Genomic DNA, 18,363 nt, shown 5'->3' with positions numbered 1-18,363 from the left:
TAGCACCCGTCTCCGGGCACGAAAATGCCCAGGGACGAGTGCTAATACCCGCGGTTCCACCCTGATTGTTTTAAACGCTTTGTTTAAAACCTCTTTTCAAAAAGTTAGCTCAAGGAGTGCCTTTCTCTGCTGCTATGTAGACTTTCACCATCTTCTACTCGCTAAATAAATGAACAGATACTTTTTTCCTATCATCGCCTGTATAACGCAAGATTGCTCGAAAATACATAGAGAGCAAGCGTCTGTGTCAATATTGTAGCATGTAGTTCTTTTCTTCGCAATAACCATTAAAATAGTATATAATAATTGAGCATAAGTATAACACTATTAGATTTGAGGCGGTGAGTCCAATCGAACTCAATAAACGTCAGGAAGACATTTTACAAATTGTGAAAGAGAACGGCCCGATAACAGGGGAACATATTGCAGAACGTCTCAATCTGACAAGAGCGACTTTAAGACCAGATTTAGCCATTTTGACAATGGCTGGCTTTTTAGATGCTAGACCAAGAGTTGGTTATTTCTATTCTGGTAAAAAAACATCCGTAACATTAACGGATAGCATTAACAATTTAAAAGTTAAAGATTTTCACTCTGGACCTGTTGTTGTACCTGAAACAATGACAGTATATGATGCCATTTGCTTCATGTTTTCAGAGGATGTCGGAACCCTTTTCGTTGTCGATAAAAACGAATTTTTGACAGGTGTTCTGTCTCGTAAAGATTTACTGCGTACAAGTATTGGCACGCAGGATTTAAATAAAATTCCTGTACATATTATTATGACACGAATGCCAAATATCTCGTACTGTGAAAGATCCGATTCGTTAGTTGTTGCAGCTAATAAGCTAATAGAACGAGAAGTAGATTCATTACCGGTAATCGAGCCACAAGAGGGTGGATTGACGATTGTAGGTCGTCTCACTAAAACGACCATTACACGTGCTTTCCTTTCGCTTGCGCAAAATGTCTAAAAATTGAAGGGGAACAGCATGAAAAGACTACGAGTTTTTGTTGTATCTGATTCAGTCGGCGAAACTGGGGATCAAGTAGCCAAAGCGGTAATTAGCCAGTTCCGACCAGGCTTGGAAAATACGATTATTCGGCGCTTTCCACATATTCAAACAGAGGAGCTTGTTCGAAAAATTGTGTGCCTCGCTGCGAAACAGAAGGCATTTGTTGTCTATACACTTGTTCGACAAGACATGCGTACATTACTACATGATTTATGTGAGAAAGAAAAAGTACATGCTGTAGATATTTTAGGACCAGCGTTGAAATCAATGGCAACATTTATGGAAGAAATGCCATTAGAGACACCGGGCATTGTGCATCAACTTGATGACGACTATTTTAAAAAAATTGAGGCGATAGAATTTGCGGTGAAATATGATGATGGCAGAGATCCACGAGGCTTATTGCTAGCTGATATCGTACTTGTGGGTGTTTCACGTACATCAAAAACGCCTCTTTCACAGTATTTAGCACATAAACGTTATAAGGTGGCAAATGTACCATTAGTCCCGGAGGTCGCGCCACCAGAAGAATTATTTAAAATTGATCCAAAAAAATGCTTTGGTTTAGTTATCTCGCCTGATAAATTAAATTCGATACGAAAAGAAAGATTAATGACGTTAGGATTAAATGATGATGCTATCTATGCTCAGCATGTACGCATTTTAGAGGAGATACAACATTTTGAACAAGTTGTTGAGAAAATAGGTTGTAAAGTGATTGATGTAACGAATAAAGCTGTAGAGGAAACGGCGAATATTATTATTGAACAGCTTGCAAGCTGTAAATAAGAAACCAAATTGTGTAAACCACCTCGGGGTAGTAGAGGCGGTTTTTTTGAGTCGGTTTTGAAATTGGTATAGATAAATACTAATTTTTGTTTTATAATAATAAAATTGTGGTAAAAATATTTAAAAAGAGAAAAATCCTATTTTTTTGTCGAGAAATAAAGGATTTTTAAAACGGATATCGAATTGTGTTCTAGAACGTAAATTAAAGATGGTGATGAATTTGGCAGGGAAAATACCAGAAGAAGTAATTGAGCAGATTCGTACACAATCGGATATTGTCGATGTTATTAGCGAATATATGCAGCTAACAAAGCGCGGGCGCAATTGGTTTGGTCTCTGTCCTTTTCATGGAGAACAAACGCCATCTTTTTCTGTGTCAACAGACAAACAGATTTTTCATTGTTTTGGTTGCGGTGCAGGTGGTAATGCCATTACTTTCGTCATGGATATCGAAGGGATTTCTTTCCCAGATGCAGTCGTCAAACTAGGTGAACGTGTGGGCGTACATTTAGATGTTGGTCCAACTTTGCCTCAAGCGACGACAAAGATTTCAAAAGCGGAAGAAAGGATGAAAGAAGCCCATGCCTTTGCGGCAGATTTTTTTCATCATTTATTGCTGAACACAGAAGATGGGGAAGAGCCTTTAAATTATTTACTAGAAAGAGGATTTACAAGGGAACTTATCGAATCTAATAGCATTGGATGGTCTCTCCCAAGCTTTGATGCATTAACGATATTGCTTGAAAGAAAAGGTTATAACTTACAAGAAATCGCAGATAGTGGTCTAGTAATCAAACGTGAAGGAGAAGAACGCTATTTTGATCGTTTTCGAGGGCGTATTATGTTTCCAATTCGTGATGAGAATGGTAAAATTATTGCCTTCTCAGGGCGAATCTTGTCATCGACAGGTGAAGAGGCAAAATATTTAAATAGTCCAGAATCACCAATTTTTCAAAAGAGTGAAGTGCTATATAACCTAGACAAAGCACGAACCTCTATTAGAAAAAATCGTCAAGTAGTGTTGATGGAAGGTTTTATGGATGTTTTAGCTGCCACTTCAGTTGGTGTAACAAATGCCGTAGCAACTATGGGTACTTCGCTTACGAATCAGCATATCACAAAGCTAAAACGCTTAGTAGAGCAAGTTACGATTTGCTATGACGGTGATAACGCTGGATTTGATGCGGCGAAAAGAGCGGCACAGTTACTACAAACGGAGCGCATGAAAGTGAATGTTGCGGTGCTACCAGATAAACTAGATCCTGATGAGTATATTCAAAGTCTAGGTGGACAGGCTTTTAAGGAACAGATTTTGGAAAATCCACATACGTATATTGCTTTTATGATGATGCATGCTAGACGAAATAAGAATTTTCAGTTTGAAAATGATACGCTTCAATATATTCAAGAAGTACTCGAACAATTAGTGGGTAGCTCCTCACCGATTGAACGAGATTTGTATATCCGACAGCTATCGAATGAAACAACGATTTCGGAAGAAGCGATTTATGCCCAATTCCGAAAACTAGAGGCAAATCAGGTACGCACTGCGAAAGTGGAAATGCCAACGCATACACCTTCGATGCCAGTCACGCAGCGACAAAAGCCTATGGACGCAGCAGAACGTGCCGAACGTTTATTACTGGCTCATATGCTTCATAATATAGATGTAGTGGACAGGGTATTACGTAGTGAGCAAAAAGAGCCTTTTGTACGAGATGCATATATGGCTGTATTTGTTCGATTGGTAGGATTTTATGAGGAATATGGTCATCCAGATTATCAGCGTTTTGTAGAGATATTAGATGACGCTGAATTACGCAAAATTGTGATGGAAGCGGCTTTAGTGGAAAGGGATCCAGACCAATCAGAGTCAGAGGTTACAGATTCTATTCGACAGCTTCAAAAATATAGAATTGAGCAGGAAATTCATCAAAAGATGCATGAGTCAAAGGAAGCGGAGAAGATGCACGAGTATGCGCGTGCACTTGAAATCGCCCAACAGATTATTCATTTAAGAAAATCGTTATCGGCGATTTAACCCGATTCGGTTGTTTAGAAGGAGGAAGGTTTATGGCGGACAAGTCTGAACGTTCAAAAGAGGTAGAAGTAGAAATTACATTAGATGAAGCAAAAAAATTACTACAAGAAAAGGCGAAAACAGAAGGTGAAATTTCGATGAAAGAAATTTCAGAGAAATTAATGCCTTATGAGTTGGAAAATGAAGAAGTTTTTCATTTCGCTGAAGATCTTGAAAAACATAAAGACATTCAAATTATTGGTAAAGAAGAATTTGAAGAAGAAAGCTTAATGAAAGAAGAAGCTAACGAAGAAACGTTCGATTTAAATGATTTAAGCGTACCACCAGGCGTAAAAATTAATGATCCTGTTCGTATGTATTTAAAAGAAATTGGTCGCGTGGATTTACTTTCTGCCGAGCAAGAAATTGCACTGGCAGAACGTATTGAGCAAGGGGATGAAGAAGCGCGTAAACGTTTAGCTGAAGCGAATTTACGTCTTGTTGTATCCATCGCCAAACGCTATGTGGGCCGTGGGATGTTATTCCTTGATTTAATTCAAGAGGGGAATATGGGACTTATTAAGGCAGTTGAAAAATTCGACTATCGTAAAGGTTTTAAGTTCTCAACTTACGCAACATGGTGGATTCGTCAAGCGATTACACGTGCGATTGCCGACCAAGCACGTACAATACGTATCCCTGTGCACATGGTAGAAACAATTAACAAATTAATTCGTGTGCAACGTCAATTATTACAGGACTTAGGTCGTGAGCCGTCTCCAGAAGAAATTGGCGAGGAAATGGATTTAACACCTGAAAAAGTACGTGAAATTTTAAAAATCGCGCAAGAACCAGTTTCTCTTGAAACGCCAATCGGTGAAGAAGACGATTCACACTTAGGGGACTTCATTGAAGACTCAGAGGCTCAATCTCCTTCTGATCATGCAGCCTATGAATTGTTAAAAGAACAGCTAGAAGATGTATTAGATACATTAACAGACCGTGAAGAAAACGTACTACGTTTACGTTTTGGCTTAGATGATGGACGTACACGCACGTTAGAAGAAGTAGGGAAAGTATTTGGTGTAACACGTGAACGTATTCGTCAAATTGAGGCAAAAGCACTTCGTAAATTGCGCCACCCTTCTCGCAGTAAACGTTTAAAAGATTTCTTAGAATAAAACAGAACTTCATACTTGTGATATGCAAACCTCGCTACATTATATTGTGTAGCGGGGTTTGTTCTTTATAAGCTACTGTTACAGTAGCATTCCTTATTTTTAGGGGAAACTATTAAACAGGATGTTGACTTAAGATTTTTACATAATAGATGTAAAAATACATAATTTGAACGGATGATAAGTTCCGTTTTTTGCGACTTTTTACAGATGTTCTTTCTTTAATTGTGAGATAAAATTGTAGTACAACCATTATTAAGCAATGTTTGGAGAATATACGATGACAAATCCACGGAAAAAAATTATTTTAAATGAGATATTGTTTTGGAAGCAAAATAAGCTATTACCAGAGCACTACTGTGACTTTCTAGCCACTCTTTATGCAGAGGGAAATGATGTAGAAGAGCTAGAAGAAGCAACTCATAAACAGGCAGTATTGCCTTTAGAAAAACGAAAAATGATGTTCTTCATAGTGGGATTATGCTTAGGTATGCTACTGCTTTTGTATATTTATTTTACAGTCACTTCTTTATTGCTTTTATTAACGGGTATTGTAGCCATTGCTACAATTACATTATTCATAATGGCTTTTCGAGTTGCGACCAAAAATAACTTATTAGCCCCTGTCTTCCATATTATTGCTGCTATCTTGTTATTTAGCTTATCTATTCGCATGTATACTACATATTTTAGTGGAAATAATACTGTGCTATTTGTCATTATCGCTGCAAATTGTGGGGTATGGCTAGTGTCAGGTATCAAAATGAAGTTGCTGTATTTCACAGTATCTGGTGGTCTCGGATTATTAGCACTTATTGGTTATTATTTGTATAATTTTATGTAAGAAATACTCTGCTATAACGAACTTTTCGTTCATAGTAGAGTATTTTATTTTTGTAATATAGTAGTATGACTTTTTTAAAAAAGTATAAATTGAAGAAAAAATAGAAAAAACACGGAATAATAATATATCAAAATAATAGTATAACCTATTTATGAAATTGTTATGATAAATCAACAGCATAATAGGACACAGAGGTTTTATATGACAGCTATTTAATTTTTCATTGGATGTATATGAATGCCTAATGGGTGGCAAAATATTTGCGAGAAGGAAAAGAATTGAGTTGCTAGAAGATTCATTATCAGTCCATAATTTGGGTTTAACAAGACATAATTTATCCAATTGATACAGAAATGTCGAAATTGTTACAAACAAAGGAAAACTTAGCGAATGGGGCTTTTCGTTTCTTGTTTAATGCAGTACAATATTAGATGTTGACTGATTCTATATTATAATAGAAGTAGATTTATTATGAGGAGGGGAAACATATGAAAAACAATCCAGTCGTTCCTTACATCTTGATTCTGGCATTTGGTATAGGTCTTATTTTCTTCATGTCTTTACAAGGCGCAGATAACAAGAAAGAAATTGCTGCTGAACAAGAGGGCGGTGGCGAAACTACAGAAGCTAATGATGATGGTTCTGCATTAGTACAAACTTGTATCGGTTGTCACGGTGGTGACTTAACTGGTGGTGTTGGTCCAAACCTACACGGTTTAGATGAAGCTCGTATCGTAGACGTGTTAACAAACGGTATCGAAGGCACACCTATGACACCAGGAATGAAAAACGAAGCGGAAGCAAAAGCAATCGCTGAGTACATTTCTACTCTAAAATAGTTTTAAAAAATGGCTGTACTAAAAAGTGTCTTTACGCTTTTAGTACAGCTTCTATTATGATGGAGTTGCTCAAAAATATGAGACAACTCCATTTGTTTTTTTGTTCAACATCATACATACTAGAGTGGACTCTATATTTATAAGGTAGGCGGTTTAAAATGAACGCACAAAAATTATCAAAACGTTTAGAAACAGTGGCAAAATTTGTTCCAACTGGTGCGGTTGTAGCAGATATTGGCAGTGATCATGCATATTTACCATGCTATTTAATCCATAAGGGGATTGCTACGAGCGCAGTAGCAGGTGAAGTTGTAAAAGGACCGTATGAATCGGCGCTAGGACAAGTTAAAAAAGAAGGGTTAACAGAAAAAATTACAGTTAGACTGGCGGATGGCTTAGCTGCAGTGGAGGCAACTGATCATGTGGATACTGTGACAATAGCTGGCATGGGTGGGCCACTTATTGTGTCGATATTAGAGAAACATCCACAAAGCTTACAAGGTGTAACACGTCTAATTTTGCAACCTAACATTCATGCAAAAGTTATTCGTGAATGGGCTTTAACAAATAATTGGGCCATTCTCGATGAAGATATTTTAGAGGAAGATGAAAAAATCTACGAAATTCTTGTCTTACAAAGAGGAGCGATGACGTTATCTCCGTCAGATATCTTATTTGGTCCTAAATTATTGTTACGTAAAGCACCCGCTTTTTTAAAAAAATGGCAACGAGAAAAAGAAAATTGGCAACGTGTTTTACAGTCCATTGAAGGGGCAGAACCAACTCTTGAAATTGAGGAAAAACGTGCAGAATTAACAGCACTACTTGATTTAGTGGAAGGAGCTTTATAGCATGAAATCAGTAAATGGTCAGGAAATTATACAACTATTTGAATCATGGTCACCAAAGCATCTTGCGTGTATGGAGAATGACCCAATTGGACTTGCCATTGGAACGTTAAATAAACCTGTAAACAAAGTATTAGTGACATTAGATGTGAATGACGCTGTAGCAGACGAAGCGATTGCCCAAGGCTGTGAACTGATTATAGCGCATCATCCGCCTATTTTCCGTCGACTAGCTAATATACGTACGGACAATCCTGCTGGACAATTATACGAAAAACTTATTAAACATGATATTGCGGTCTATGCAGCACATACAAACTTAGATGTAGCGGAAGGTGGCGTCAATGATTTATTAGCTGATGCATTGCTGCTCGAAAATCGCTCTATTTTAGAAGAAACGTATGCTGAGGATGTTTTAAAGCTAACCGTTTTTGTACCGACTGCTGATGCAGACGTGCTGCGTGAGGCATTAGCAAAAGCTGGAGCAGGTCGAATAGGTCGTTATGAAGCGTGCAGTTATACATCGAGTGGAGAAGGGCGTTTCCGTGCACTTGAAGGGGCAAATCCGCATGTTGGTTCTATTGGAGAATTACATGTCGAGGAAGAAGTCAAAGTGGAAGTGGTTTTGCCCGCGTCCATTAAAAATCGCGTATTGAAGGCACTGTTAAATGCCCATCCATATGAGGAGCCTGCGTATGATATCATTCGCTTGGAGCAACAAACGAATCGTATGGGATTAGGTCGTGTTGGCTATTTACCAAAAGAAATGCTGTTACAAGACTTTGCAGAGTTTGTAAAGAAACAACTAGATGTACCAACTGTTCGTGTTGTCGGCGATTTGCAGTCAACAGTAAGAAAGATTGCACTAGTAGGTGGAGATGGAAATAAGTATATTTATACGGCAAAGCGTGCAGGTGCCGATGTCTTTTTAACAGGCGATATGTATTTCCATACGGCACAGGATGCACAAGCAATTGGTTTGCAAATTGTAGACCCAGGTCATCATGTTGAAAAAGTAATGATTGCAGGTGTTGCGAAAAAAATGGCAACATTGTGTGAGACAAAAAAATATAGAGTAGAATTTGTCCAATCGACTATTCATACAGAACCATTTTTATTTGTTTAAGAGAGGGGAATACATGTGGCAAATGGGAAACCTGCTGGGAATAATGCAGGCAAGTTATGGATTATTATCGGCTTACTAATTGCTGTGTTTGGTGGCGGTATGACACTTATGACAAATATGATGAATGAGAAAAAAATAGATGCCATGACCGAGCAATGTGAAAACGATGGAGGCAAAGCCATCGTGTCAAAAGAAAAGAGCTTTCTAGCAACAAATTATTCGTTTGAATGTAAAAAATAGTATGATTCGCATATGATTGAACGCAACTTTTAAAGGAAGTTCCTTTAAAGGTTGCGTTTTTTTGTTATGGTCTTAAAGATAAATCTACTATTTTTCCATTGTTATATAAATATTTAAAATATATTGATTTTTCTATTATCTTATGCTATATAAAAAAATAATTAAATGAGAATCGATTGAGAATTTAAATTGTAGGAATGTGGAACAGTGTTGACGATAACAAAATGCTAGATATAGGAGGTATATTTCTATTGAAAAGAGGCGATAAAATTAAAAAGATTCCAGCACCATATGTTTATCTAATGCTAATATTTATTTCGTTACTATCATTAATCAGGGATTATGAAAGTACGCCTATTTGGATAAAGGTTTTTGGGATATTTGGCATTTTAGGATTTTCCGTACTCACATATTTGGAGAGAGATAAATTTTTTAGAAAGTAAAGTGTTCTATCAATTTCTATCCATTACATAATAAAAAATAGCCATAAATTCTTCCTTGTCAAATGAAAGGAGGTGAGCCATATGTTAGCCAAAAAAACTGTGAGGGTGAAAATAGTAGTGTTAGCGTTGGTGGCATTATTGTTATTGCCATCTGGCGTTTTGGCAGTGTCCCATAAAGCTATTCAGGAACCTTTAATTGCTACAACATCAATGGTTGCCACACAAAGTGATCAATTCAACCGCGGAGACATTTCCCGTAAATGGCTAGCACCAGGACCAATCACGCAATATCCAAATGAAGGTGGCACGTGGGAGTATGGATTTTGGGATGTTAAAGTGCGTTCCTACTACACAGTGGATCGCTGTCATGGAAGCACGGTAAATCTGAATGGTAATATATCAAGATCAGCTGAAACTAGAGCAGGAAAAAAATCAATTGCTGAACTTTGGGCGGTGCAGTTACCTACCCATAATGATCGATATTACTATTGGGTATGCGATTAAGTACTAAAGCTTTAATCCTTTAGAGGCTTGGAATGTCTTTCGCAGTAGGCTTTCCAAGCTTCTCAATAAAAGATTAGGGGGAGTGGTTATGCTTAAAAAAGCAGTGCAACTGACATCTTTGATTTGTGTAATGCTGCTGTCTCTGCTTATTTTTCAATATACGTCACTTATCCAACAGCGGCTGCCATTAGGCACGACCCATCAATTTGATTTAAATCTTGCTGAAACTACTATTGCAAGAGATCAATTGATTTCGGATCTGAACCGACTAACAGATCAATATAATGCAATTGTAGTCAAAACTTCAGTAGATCCAGAAAACTACAACAACAAAAAAGATATCATCTATTTCGGTACTGCCAAACCAGCATTTCATGGCTTGCTTATAGAGCAGAATGCGATTAAGTGGTTCGAATCTGCTCTAACAGGTGACTTGCTTTCAACTGCAGAAATAGGCACCCGTTCTTTATCAGGCACCTATGCTTTTAACGCTGGAAAAGATTTTCAAGTAGCAGTAAATGATTGGGCGCAACAGCATCAAATTGGGCTTATATGGGTTCCAGAACCATCTATACTAAGAATCATTTTTGCATACTTATTTCAAAATGGTACAGGAAATGCAGTGCTCGCTTCCTTGCTGTTATTAGTAACGACCATTAGTACGTGGATATTTCAACACGCAAAAGCAAGGTCTATTCGATTATTAGGCGGCGTTAAAGCTGGGAAAATTCATGTGGAGGATACAACAACAATAGTATCTTTTGTCTTTGTCGGATTTTTACTAGGTTTGTTTATGTCATTAGGCTATGTGGGTGTCATAAAGGATATTCGACAAATTCCATTGGTATTCAATCGTCTACTACTTTGTTTAGTGCTATTCTTAATTGTCGTTGGGTTCATAACAGCCTTGCTTTCACTAATGGCTAGCCCAAAAGCTGCCCATATAGCCAAAAGACAAATTCCGTTGAAGCGGTTTTCCATAATGGCAAAGCTAAGTCATGTTCTTGTTATAATTTTATCGCTAATTGTTATCCCGACCATTATCACATCTATACTAATAACCAATCAACTGTCAAAAGACTATGCGCTTTGGGACAAAATGCACAATATCGTTCGGCTATCCATGTCTGACTTGGATTCATTAGAACAAGAGTCGACACTTCCCGAGGTAGAAGCTTTTTTTTCTAAAATGCAAAAAGCTAATAAAGTAAGCCTTTCTTACGTTATTGATAAAGCGATTTTTTTAGAGCCATCTGAGATGAGTGGCTATGATCATATTATTATGACAGATCGAGCTTGGATTGATTTGCTAGAAATAGGTGTGGAAACAGAAGGCAAGGGCGGGAAACTCATTGCAAAAAATGTTAAAGATTTACCAGATGAATTGGCTTCCTTTTTAGAAGGGCAAATTCCGCTATGGACGAAACATAATGATGTTTATCCAGCGCAAGGTTTAACTTTTTACGAATATGTGGGAACGAAATTTCTTGCATTACCACCAAATGTTGGTTTAGCAGGGGAAACAGTGCAAGCAGAAAATCCGTTAGTTATACTGATAGATGGTCAGCTAATAGACATTGTAAAAACGAAAGGGTTCTTATTATCTTTAGCTTCTAGTGGAAATATCGTTTTTTTTGATGAGAATCATTTACAAGCAGCTTTAGCTAACTCCGTTATGAAACCTTCTATCACGTCGATTAATGGGATAGCAGACGTTGCTTTGGAAACGGCTCAAAGGTTTAAACAACAATACGTTTACTATATTGTATCAGGAATACTTATTGTCGTAACAATGCTGTTGACTGCTATATTAAATGGCAGACTGTGGGCAGGCACGAATGGTAAACGTATTTTTACCTTGCACACCTTTGGTTACCCATACACATCGATTATTAGACCGGCTTTAAAGCGACAACTAATGACAATCATTTTAACAACAATTATCGGTTCCATAATTGGTTATTTTATCCACTATATGCAACTTAGCGTTATACTTTCATCTGCATTGCTTGTCGGAATCTTATATTGGCTAGGTAGTTACATTTCCTTTCAAAATTCCGCAAAACAAGCATTTTATCGTACGAGTCATCGGCACAATTAATGTCTTAAAGGAGTAATGAATATGATTATTCAAACGAAAAATATTGGCATTGAAATTAGTGGCAAAACGATTTTTTCTAATATTTCTCTTGAGATCAACCCGAATGAAATGATTGCCATTACCGGTCCATCTGGTAGTGGCAAAACAACACTGTTAAATTGTCTAGGTCTTATTCAATCAGTTAATAGCGGGGACATCCTAATAGAAAATCAAAATGCTAGTAAATGGAAGGAAAAAGAAAAAACAAGTTTTTGGAAAGATAAAGCGGCATTTATTTATCAAGATTATGGGATTATTGAGGATGAAAACATTAGTTATAACGTGACATTAAATAAGCAACAAGCAAAGGCAAAGATTGTGGAGGAAATTCTACATACGGTTGGACTTGGGGGAAGAGGTCAGGAAATGGCGGCTGTGTTATCAGGAGGAGAAAAACAACGACTAGGCGTAGCGCGTGCAATTTATAAGAAGGCTTCAATTATCTATGCGGATGAACCAACAGCATCACTTGATCAAACGAACAGAGAAGTCATTATTGATCTACTAAGAAAGTGTAGTGAAAACGGTGCTAGTGTGATTATTGCAACGCATGATGAAAGGCTTGTAAGTGTTTGTGATCGAAGTATAAATTTGAATCCATTTATGTAAGAGAAGCGAAACGGTGGATCATTGTTCTGGTGTTCCAAGGCTTCATGACCACTTACATTTTAAATGTGATAAAAATTCACTATACAAATTTCTACCTTCGTCTATACTTGATGTAACGCAATGCAGAAGGGAGTGGCGAAATGTGTTTATCCGTTTAACTAAGGAGCAACAAGAACAAATCATTGCCGATATACAACGCTTTTTCTATAATCAACGTGAAGAGGATATTTCCGATTTTGAGGCACAAAGGGTATTGGATTTTGTAAAAGAGAATATTGCTCCATATATTTATAATGCAGCCATTTCAGATGCAAAATATGTGGTGGAAAGTCAATTATCAGCGCTGGACGAAGAACTTATGGCTTTGGAACGCCCGATAAAAATAAAATGACAATTAAAGAGAAACAATGCAGCAAATTGTTTCTCTTTTTTAGTATTTCAATTTGGTATACATTGGTTTAAAAACAAAAAAATACAATTTCTTTATTGACAAATGCAAGATAGATATGATAATTTTATCTCGAATTAAAGATAATCAACTCCAAAGTAGATAACTCCAAGATAAATGTGCACGCAATGTTTATATCTTAATTTAAAATTTCAAGCCCGTTTTATCTGTAATGTTATGAATAAAGTGCTGTTTTCTTGCACACCATGGCTAAGAGACCGAGTTTTACAGGCTGTTATTTGAGTTTAAATAAATACATTAAGGAGGAATAGAAATGTTGAAAATTGGGATTATTTTAGGTAGCACACGTGAAGGACGGTTAAGCCCACAAGTGGGGCAGTGGGTAAAGGAAATAGCTGAAAAACGCCGCGATGCAGAATATGAAATTATTGATATTGCTGAATTCAAACTACCCCTTTTAGGAGAGCCAGGTGGCGATGCTTCCGGCGCAACTGCGTGGTCACAAAGGGTTGCTGCATGTGATGGTTTTGTATTTATTGTGCAAGAATATAATCACTCTATTTCAGGAGCACTTAAAAACGCTTTAGATTATTTACGTCAAGAATGGAATAATAAGTCAGCAGGTATTGTGTCTTACGGTTCTGTAGGTGGTGCTCGTGCCGCAGAACATTTACGCGGAATTCTTGGTGAATTATTAGTAGCAGATGTTCGTGTACATCCTGCACTTTCGTTATTCACAGATTTTGAAAATGGCACAGTATTTAAGCCAAAAGAGGTGCAAGCCGATTCAGTGAACCAAATGCTCGATCAAGTTATTCCATGGGCGAATGCTTTAAAAACCATTCGTTAAGCTTTCACTAGCATACACCAGTATGCTAGTGCCAGTCACCCAAACAATTATGAAAATTCAAAGAAACTTCTCCATAGAATCATCAAATGCATTATGATAAAGGTAGCAGAATTCATTATAAAAAAGTTCTGGCAATTAACTTGATAACATTCTAACAAAAAGTGGGGAAGTTTATGCAAATAGTAACTGTTCAACATTATGATGCATTTAGTACGGAGCCTAATAAGGGGAATCCTGCTGGGGTTGTAGTGGAAGGAAGCCAATATAGTGAGCAAGAAATGCAAGAGATTGCTAAAATGGTAGGCTTTAATGAAACTGCCTTTGCCTTGCCATCTAATCAAGCAGACATACGTATCCGTTATTTTACGCCAGGGCATGAGGTGGATTTATGCGGACACGCCACAATGGCAACCATTTATGCTCTACAAACACAAGGGTTTTTAGTGAATAAATCAAGCATTACAATTGAAACGAAGGCGGGGATATTGCCAATTCTGTTGGAAGAAAAAGGGGAAAAGCTATACATAACAATGCAACATGCGGCACCACAATTCGTAGATTTTAACGGTTCTAAAGCAGCGCTTGCACAGTCGATCGGTTTAAACGAGGATGAATTACATGCAGAATTACCCATTGTCTATGGAAGCACAGGCTTATGGACTTTATTAATACCTGTCCAACACTTAGCCTCGTTTGAAAAAATGAGTCCACATACCGCTACATTTCCTTCTATATTAAAAGAAATGCCAACAGCATCGTTGCATCCATTTTGTTTACAAGCATTCGATAAGTCGGCAGATATGCATGCTAGACATTTTTCATCGCCATACTCTGGAACAATACAAGATATCGTAACGGGCACTGCTTCAGGCGTCATGGGAGCATATTATGCTAAGTATATTAATCCTGAAGTGATATATCCAAAAACACTCGTTGTTGAGCAAGGGCAAGAGCTTGACCGAGATGGTCGCGTCCATGTTCATGTAAACAAAGTAGACAATGAATTGGATATTTCAATCACAGGAACAGCTGTCTATGTAAAGGAATTGAAAATCCAAATTTGAGTGCCAGTCACTCAAACAATTCTCACACAATTTCAAATAAAAGAGGCTGTTCTTTATTAGAACAGTCTCTTTTGTTATACGTTCTTTACTTTTGTAGTATGTCACATACTCTACCGATTTGACCATCTGTTAAACGAACTTTAATACCATGTGGATGGTTCGGGGAGTTGGTTAAAATATCTTTCACAATACCTCTCGTTTTAACACCTGTTCGCTGATCTTTTTTAAGAATAATATTGACCTCTAGGCCCGGATAAATATTTTTTCGATTTTGACCGTTCATACTGTACCTCACATTTATCTAGCATGACTCAAATTATAGCATATGTGTCGTTAGTTACCTATGGCAAATAGAGATTGAAAAAGTGAGGCTACTAAAGCGACAAATAAAGTATCATCTGATTGAAACAGCTTAAAGACAATTCCTTCGCGTCGAATCCCACTATCTACAAAGCTTGCACTCGCAATTTTTTCATCATTGCAATATAAAAATGCGGTTGAAGTAAAGTCTTTCTCAAAACGAAAGACAAGGCCATCCATTGTAAAGGAATAGGAAGATTCCAATAATTGAACCGTTTTTCGCTGAATAGGTATCATACTTCCATCTGGCATGATTAAGTGATGGCTTACACCTTGTGTTAACACTGTGGAACGTACTTGAAAAAGAGCTTCTCCTTTCGTAGTGCGCGTTTCATAGCGATGTGGCAACGATTGTTGTGTTGCTACTAGCGCAGCTACATTCAGTACTTTCACAATATTGGAACGATCGACAGGTTGGAGAATACAAACTGTTTCATGGAGACTATTTAGAATAGGGTATTTTGACGGTCTATCAAATGCTTGGGAATATGTAAGTGTAAATGTTGCCATAAAAAAACCTCCAATTTACTTACTATACGAATAAGCAAGACTGGAGGTTTCATTATTCAGTGTGTGGGAATCATTTTAACTTTGTGCATGCTGTCTGCTCCGAATCGATGTTATTTCTTCCTGTGAAACGGCATTTCACTTTTTGTAATTTTACTACATTTTTTAATATATATATGATGAAATTAAAATAATAATAACAATATTATGTCTTTTTTTCTAAAAAAACTTGTATCACCCTTTTTTTGTGTAGTAAAATTACAAATAAATTTAGGAGGTGATTTTCAATTGTTAAGCTTCGAAGAAAGAATTAATAGCAAAATGAACTTGCTAACTATTTCTGAGAGGAAGGTAGTCGAGCAGCTAAAAATGCATGAGCAACCCTTTTTGCTGTCAATGAACGAACTTTCACTATTGAGCAAGGTGAGTGAGCCGAGTGTTGTTCGACTGTATAGAAAGCTTGGATATGCTAGTTACCAAGAGTTAAAAGTAGCACTTGCTCAAGAACAAGTAAATAACGGTATCACATCAATAGGGAATTACAATGAGATTAAGGAGGAAGATCTTGCTGATGTCGTTTTCGATAAAATGGCCGATCAGCTTGCCACAGCGATGTCGATGACAAAAGAAAAAATAAACGTTCAACAGATGGAAGAAGCGGTTCAAATTATCTCAAAAGCAGACAGAGTGTTTTTTTTCGGACAAGGTCTTTCAGGTAACATTGCAGAGGATGGTGCTCATAAATTTATGAGAATGGGCGGTACGACAATCGCTGTCAAGGATCCACATTACCAAGCGATTTATGCTAACCATATGTGTAAAAATGATGTTGTCATTGTCATATCGCATTCTGGAGAAACAGTCAATATTATAGAGGTAGTGAAAATGAGTCAAAAAAGTGGAGCGTTTGTCATTGTTATTACATCGAATTCAAACACAACGCTTGCTCAAATGGCTGATACGTTGCTTCTTACGCAGGCGCAAGAGACAGAAAAGCGATCGGATGCGATGGTCAGTCGCCTAGTGCAACTTGCTTTAATTGACACCTTATTTACAAGGGTTGTTGCAATCGGAGGGAGTCATGTAAAAGAATCCATTAATCGTTCAAGATTAGCTGTTACTAGAATGAAGAAGTAAATGATAAATAAAATGTAAGCGTTGTCACCTTAACTAACTTTTTACTTAAGGAGGATCCACTACAATGTTAACAGGTCATACACTCATTTTTGGATTTGTTCTTGCTTTAATTGTTTTATTTGTCCTTATTATTAGATTCAAATGGGATGCCTTCGTCTCTCTTTTAGTGGTTGCCCTTGGTCTTGGCTTATTGTCAGGCATTCCTGCGAAAGAAATCCCTGGCATTATCGCTACCGGATTTGGCAATACACTAGCTGGTGTTGGAATTTTAATCGGACTTGGAATATTATTTGGTCAATTTTTAGCATCATCAGGAGCCATTAATAAAATTGCTACTGGGATGCTAAGCGTCTTTGGGGTGAAAAAATCTCCTTACGCTATTGCAATGACATCGATTACTGTTTCAATTCCTGTATTCTTTGATGCAGCGTTTATTATTTTACATAAATTAATCCAAAATATTTCCCTTAAAACAAAAATAGCACTTTCTACTTTTGTTGCAATTCTTTCGATTGGATTAATTACTGCCCATAGTTTAATTATCCCCACACCAGGGCCATTAGTGGTTGCAGACCAAACAGGATCGGATATCGGAGTATTTCTTCTTTATGGATTGCTTGTTTCCATTCCTGGCGTACTCGTAGGTGGCGTCATGTATGGAAAGTTTATCGGGAAGCGCATTGCAAATAATGGACGTCTTGATGATTATGAAATGTCTGAAGGAAATAGCACAATTGCTGACAGAAAAGAAATTTCAACAGTTCTTTCATTTAGCATACTCGCTTTACCAATTATTTTGATTTTATCGAACACATTCATGAATTTACTATTCAGAGGCAACCCAGAACATTTCGTTCCGACCTTTTTTTCCGTTATTGGAGATAAAAATGTTGCACTGTTAATTAGTTTAGTTGTCGCGATGTTTGCCTTAAAGCCATACATCAAGGAAGATTCTAAAACTGTGTTTGCCAAAGCGTTTAATCAAAGCGGTTTGGTCATCCTTATTACTGGAGCAGGTGGTGCCTTTGGTAAAGTGGTTCAAGAAACAGGCATTGGTGATTTACTTATTGCTATGATGCAAGGGCTTAATATGCCTGCCTTATTACTTGCATTTTTATTTTCGCAAATTCTTCGTGCATCGCTTGGGTCTGCCACGGTTGCGCTAGTGACAACATCTGCAATCATGGGTCCGATAGCGACGGAACTTGGCGTATCGCCAGTCCTATTGGGTCTTGCAATTTGTGCAGGCGGGGTCGGTTTATCACTTCCTAACGATTCAGGTTTTTGGGTAGTAAGTAAATTTGGACGTTTATCTATAACAGAAACAATAAGAGTTTGGACAATTGGGGGCTTCTTATCAGGTGTAACCGTATTACTATTCGTCTACATTCTCAGCATATTCCAAGGGATTTTACCAGGGTTATAATTTACTTGTTTAAT

20 protein-coding genes are annotated in these 18,363 nt (G+C 37.3%); 18 read left to right on the top strand and 2 right to left on the bottom strand.

The window, feature by feature from the left end:
• Positions 1 to 341 precede the first annotated feature (341 nt).
• The 16 genes from MHH88_RS14455 (at position 342) to MHH88_RS14380 (ending at position 14,919) form a co-directional block, all read left to right on the top strand.
• Entirely contained in the window at positions 342 to 974 is a 633-nt protein-coding gene (locus tag MHH88_RS14455; protein ID WP_024363022.1) for a helix-turn-helix transcriptional regulator, read from the top strand.
• An 18-nt stretch (positions 975 to 992) separates the two neighbouring features.
• A complete protein-coding gene (locus MHH88_RS14450; RefSeq protein WP_069513531.1) occupies positions 993 to 1,805 on the top strand; it encodes a pyruvate, water dikinase regulatory protein in 813 nt (270 codons plus the stop codon).
• Positions 1,806 to 2,013: 208 nt separating this feature from the next.
• Positions 2,014 to 3,846 carry a DNA primase gene (dnaG, locus tag MHH88_RS14445; RefSeq protein ID WP_339263076.1) on the top strand — a complete coding sequence of 611 codons (1,833 nt, stop codon included), beginning with the start codon at positions 2,014 to 2,016 and terminating at the stop codon, positions 3,844 to 3,846.
• Between the two features lie 32 nt (positions 3,847 to 3,878).
• Positions 3,879 to 5,006, top strand: a complete 1,128-nt coding sequence (gene rpoD / locus MHH88_RS14440; RefSeq protein ID WP_069513536.1) for an RNA polymerase sigma factor RpoD — start codon at positions 3,879 to 3,881, stop codon at positions 5,004 to 5,006.
• A gap of 277 nt (positions 5,007 to 5,283) precedes the next feature.
• Positions 5,284 to 5,847 carry a hypothetical protein gene (locus MHH88_RS14435; RefSeq protein WP_024363018.1) on the top strand — a complete coding sequence of 188 codons (564 nt, stop codon included), beginning with the start codon at positions 5,284 to 5,286 and terminating at the stop codon, positions 5,845 to 5,847.
• Positions 5,848 to 6,335: 488 nt separating this feature from the next.
• The gene (gene cccA, locus MHH88_RS14430) at positions 6,336 to 6,686 is read left to right on the top strand and encodes a cytochrome c550 (RefSeq protein WP_024363017.1); all 351 of its coding nucleotides are present in this window, start codon (positions 6,336 to 6,338) and stop codon (positions 6,684 to 6,686) included.
• Positions 6,687 to 6,844: 158 nt separating this feature from the next.
• Positions 6,845 to 7,537 (top strand): tRNA (adenine(22)-N(1))-methyltransferase TrmK, encoded by a 693-nt coding sequence (locus MHH88_RS14425; protein WP_069513539.1) that lies wholly within the window; start codon positions 6,845 to 6,847, stop codon positions 7,535 to 7,537.
• A 1-nt stretch (position 7,538) separates the two neighbouring features.
• Entirely contained in the window at positions 7,539 to 8,660 is a 1,122-nt protein-coding gene (locus tag MHH88_RS14420; RefSeq protein WP_339258923.1) for a Nif3-like dinuclear metal center hexameric protein, read from the top strand.
• A gap of 15 nt (positions 8,661 to 8,675) precedes the next feature.
• Entirely contained in the window at positions 8,676 to 8,900 is a 225-nt protein-coding gene (locus MHH88_RS14415) for a hypothetical protein (protein WP_069513550.1), read from the top strand.
• A gap of 251 nt (positions 8,901 to 9,151) precedes the next feature.
• The gene (locus MHH88_RS14410) at positions 9,152 to 9,343 is read left to right on the top strand and encodes a hypothetical protein (protein ID WP_337982523.1); all 192 of its coding nucleotides are present in this window, start codon (positions 9,152 to 9,154) and stop codon (positions 9,341 to 9,343) included.
• Between the two features lie 81 nt (positions 9,344 to 9,424).
• The gene (locus MHH88_RS14405; protein ID WP_337982522.1) at positions 9,425 to 9,847 is read left to right on the top strand and encodes a lactococcin 972 family bacteriocin; all 423 of its coding nucleotides are present in this window, start codon (positions 9,425 to 9,427) and stop codon (positions 9,845 to 9,847) included.
• Positions 9,848 to 9,935: 88 nt separating this feature from the next.
• Positions 9,936 to 11,948, top strand: coding sequence for a hypothetical protein (locus tag MHH88_RS14400; protein ID WP_339258919.1), 2,013 nt, complete (start codon positions 9,936 to 9,938; stop codon positions 11,946 to 11,948).
• Between the two features lie 21 nt (positions 11,949 to 11,969).
• Positions 11,970 to 12,596 (top strand): ATP-binding cassette domain-containing protein, encoded by a 627-nt coding sequence (locus tag MHH88_RS14395; RefSeq protein ID WP_339258917.1) that lies wholly within the window; start codon positions 11,970 to 11,972, stop codon positions 12,594 to 12,596.
• Between the two features lie 142 nt (positions 12,597 to 12,738).
• Entirely contained in the window at positions 12,739 to 12,987 is a 249-nt protein-coding gene (locus tag MHH88_RS14390; protein WP_339258915.1) for a DUF2164 domain-containing protein, read from the top strand.
• Positions 12,988 to 13,318: 331 nt separating this feature from the next.
• Complete coding sequence (locus MHH88_RS14385; RefSeq protein ID WP_339258913.1) at positions 13,319 to 13,855, top strand: NADPH-dependent FMN reductase; 537 nt, start codon at positions 13,319 to 13,321, stop codon at positions 13,853 to 13,855.
• Between the two features lie 173 nt (positions 13,856 to 14,028).
• The gene (locus MHH88_RS14380) at positions 14,029 to 14,919 is read left to right on the top strand and encodes a PhzF family phenazine biosynthesis isomerase (protein ID WP_339258911.1); all 891 of its coding nucleotides are present in this window, start codon (positions 14,029 to 14,031) and stop codon (positions 14,917 to 14,919) included.
• 85 nt (positions 14,920 to 15,004) lie between these two features.
• Here the strand turns inward: MHH88_RS14380 and MHH88_RS14375 are convergent, their stop codons facing one another.
• On the bottom strand, positions 15,005 to 15,202 hold the full coding sequence (locus MHH88_RS14375; RefSeq protein ID WP_069513567.1) for a YwbE family protein: 198 nt from the start codon (positions 15,200 to 15,202) through the stop codon (positions 15,005 to 15,007).
• A 50-nt stretch (positions 15,203 to 15,252) separates the two neighbouring features.
• Positions 15,253 to 15,789: a hypothetical protein gene (locus tag MHH88_RS14370; protein WP_339258908.1), complete on the bottom strand. Its 537-nt coding sequence runs from the start codon at positions 15,787 to 15,789 to the stop codon at positions 15,253 to 15,255.
• A gap of 285 nt (positions 15,790 to 16,074) precedes the next feature.
• Here MHH88_RS14370 and MHH88_RS14365 point away from each other — a divergent pair, with 285 nt between their 5' ends.
• Together MHH88_RS14365 and MHH88_RS14360 are read left to right on the top strand one after the other, a co-directional pair.
• Positions 16,075 to 16,923, top strand: coding sequence for a MurR/RpiR family transcriptional regulator (locus MHH88_RS14365; protein WP_339258906.1), 849 nt, complete (start codon positions 16,075 to 16,077; stop codon positions 16,921 to 16,923).
• Between the two features lie 64 nt (positions 16,924 to 16,987).
• Positions 16,988 to 18,349, top strand: coding sequence for a gluconate:H+ symporter (locus MHH88_RS14360; protein WP_339258904.1), 1,362 nt, complete (start codon positions 16,988 to 16,990; stop codon positions 18,347 to 18,349).
• Positions 18,350 to 18,363: the final 14 nt, after the last annotated feature.

Origin of the sequence: Lysinibacillus sp. FSL K6-3209 (assembly GCF_037976175.1) — a bacterium.
Taxonomy (GTDB): domain Bacteria; phylum Bacillota; class Bacilli; order Bacillales_A; family Planococcaceae; genus Lysinibacillus; species Lysinibacillus sphaericus_D.
Note: the sequence above shows the minus strand (reverse complement) of the source record. Positions and strands in the feature narration are given on the sequence as shown.

Bases quoted from the DNA above. Each gene is read 5' to 3' on its own strand.
- cccA (WP_024363017.1), top strand. From the start codon at position 6,336: ATGAAAAACAATCCAGTCGTTCCTTACATCTTGATTCTGGCATTTGGT.
- MHH88_RS14395 (WP_339258917.1), top strand. From the start codon at position 11,970: ATGATTATTCAAACGAAAAATATTGGCATTGAAATTAGTGGCAAAACG.
- MHH88_RS14370 (WP_339258908.1), bottom strand. From the start codon at position 15,789: ATGGCAACATTTACACTTACATATTCCCAAGCATTTGATAGACCGTCA.
- MHH88_RS14380 (WP_339258911.1), top strand. From the start codon at position 14,029: ATGCAAATAGTAACTGTTCAACATTATGATGCATTTAGTACGGAGCCT.
- MHH88_RS14450 (WP_069513531.1), top strand. From the start codon at position 993: ATGAAAAGACTACGAGTTTTTGTTGTATCTGATTCAGTCGGCGAAACT.
- MHH88_RS14375 (WP_069513567.1), bottom strand. From the start codon at position 15,202: ATGAACGGTCAAAATCGAAAAAATATTTATCCGGGCCTAGAGGTCAAT.
- MHH88_RS14435 (WP_024363018.1), top strand. From the start codon at position 5,284: ATGACAAATCCACGGAAAAAAATTATTTTAAATGAGATATTGTTTTGG.
- MHH88_RS14360 (WP_339258904.1), top strand. From the start codon at position 16,988: ATGTTAACAGGTCATACACTCATTTTTGGATTTGTTCTTGCTTTAATT.
- MHH88_RS14400 (WP_339258919.1), top strand. From the start codon at position 9,936: ATGCTTAAAAAAGCAGTGCAACTGACATCTTTGATTTGTGTAATGCTG.
- MHH88_RS14405 (WP_337982522.1), top strand. From the start codon at position 9,425: ATGTTAGCCAAAAAAACTGTGAGGGTGAAAATAGTAGTGTTAGCGTTG.
- MHH88_RS14420 (WP_339258923.1), top strand. From the start codon at position 7,539: ATGAAATCAGTAAATGGTCAGGAAATTATACAACTATTTGAATCATGG.
- MHH88_RS14425 (WP_069513539.1), top strand. From the start codon at position 6,845: ATGAACGCACAAAAATTATCAAAACGTTTAGAAACAGTGGCAAAATTT.
- MHH88_RS14385 (WP_339258913.1), top strand. From the start codon at position 13,319: ATGTTGAAAATTGGGATTATTTTAGGTAGCACACGTGAAGGACGGTTA.
- dnaG (WP_339263076.1), top strand. From the start codon at position 2,014: ATGGTGATGAATTTGGCAGGGAAAATACCAGAAGAAGTAATTGAGCAG.
- rpoD (WP_069513536.1), top strand. From the start codon at position 3,879: ATGGCGGACAAGTCTGAACGTTCAAAAGAGGTAGAAGTAGAAATTACA.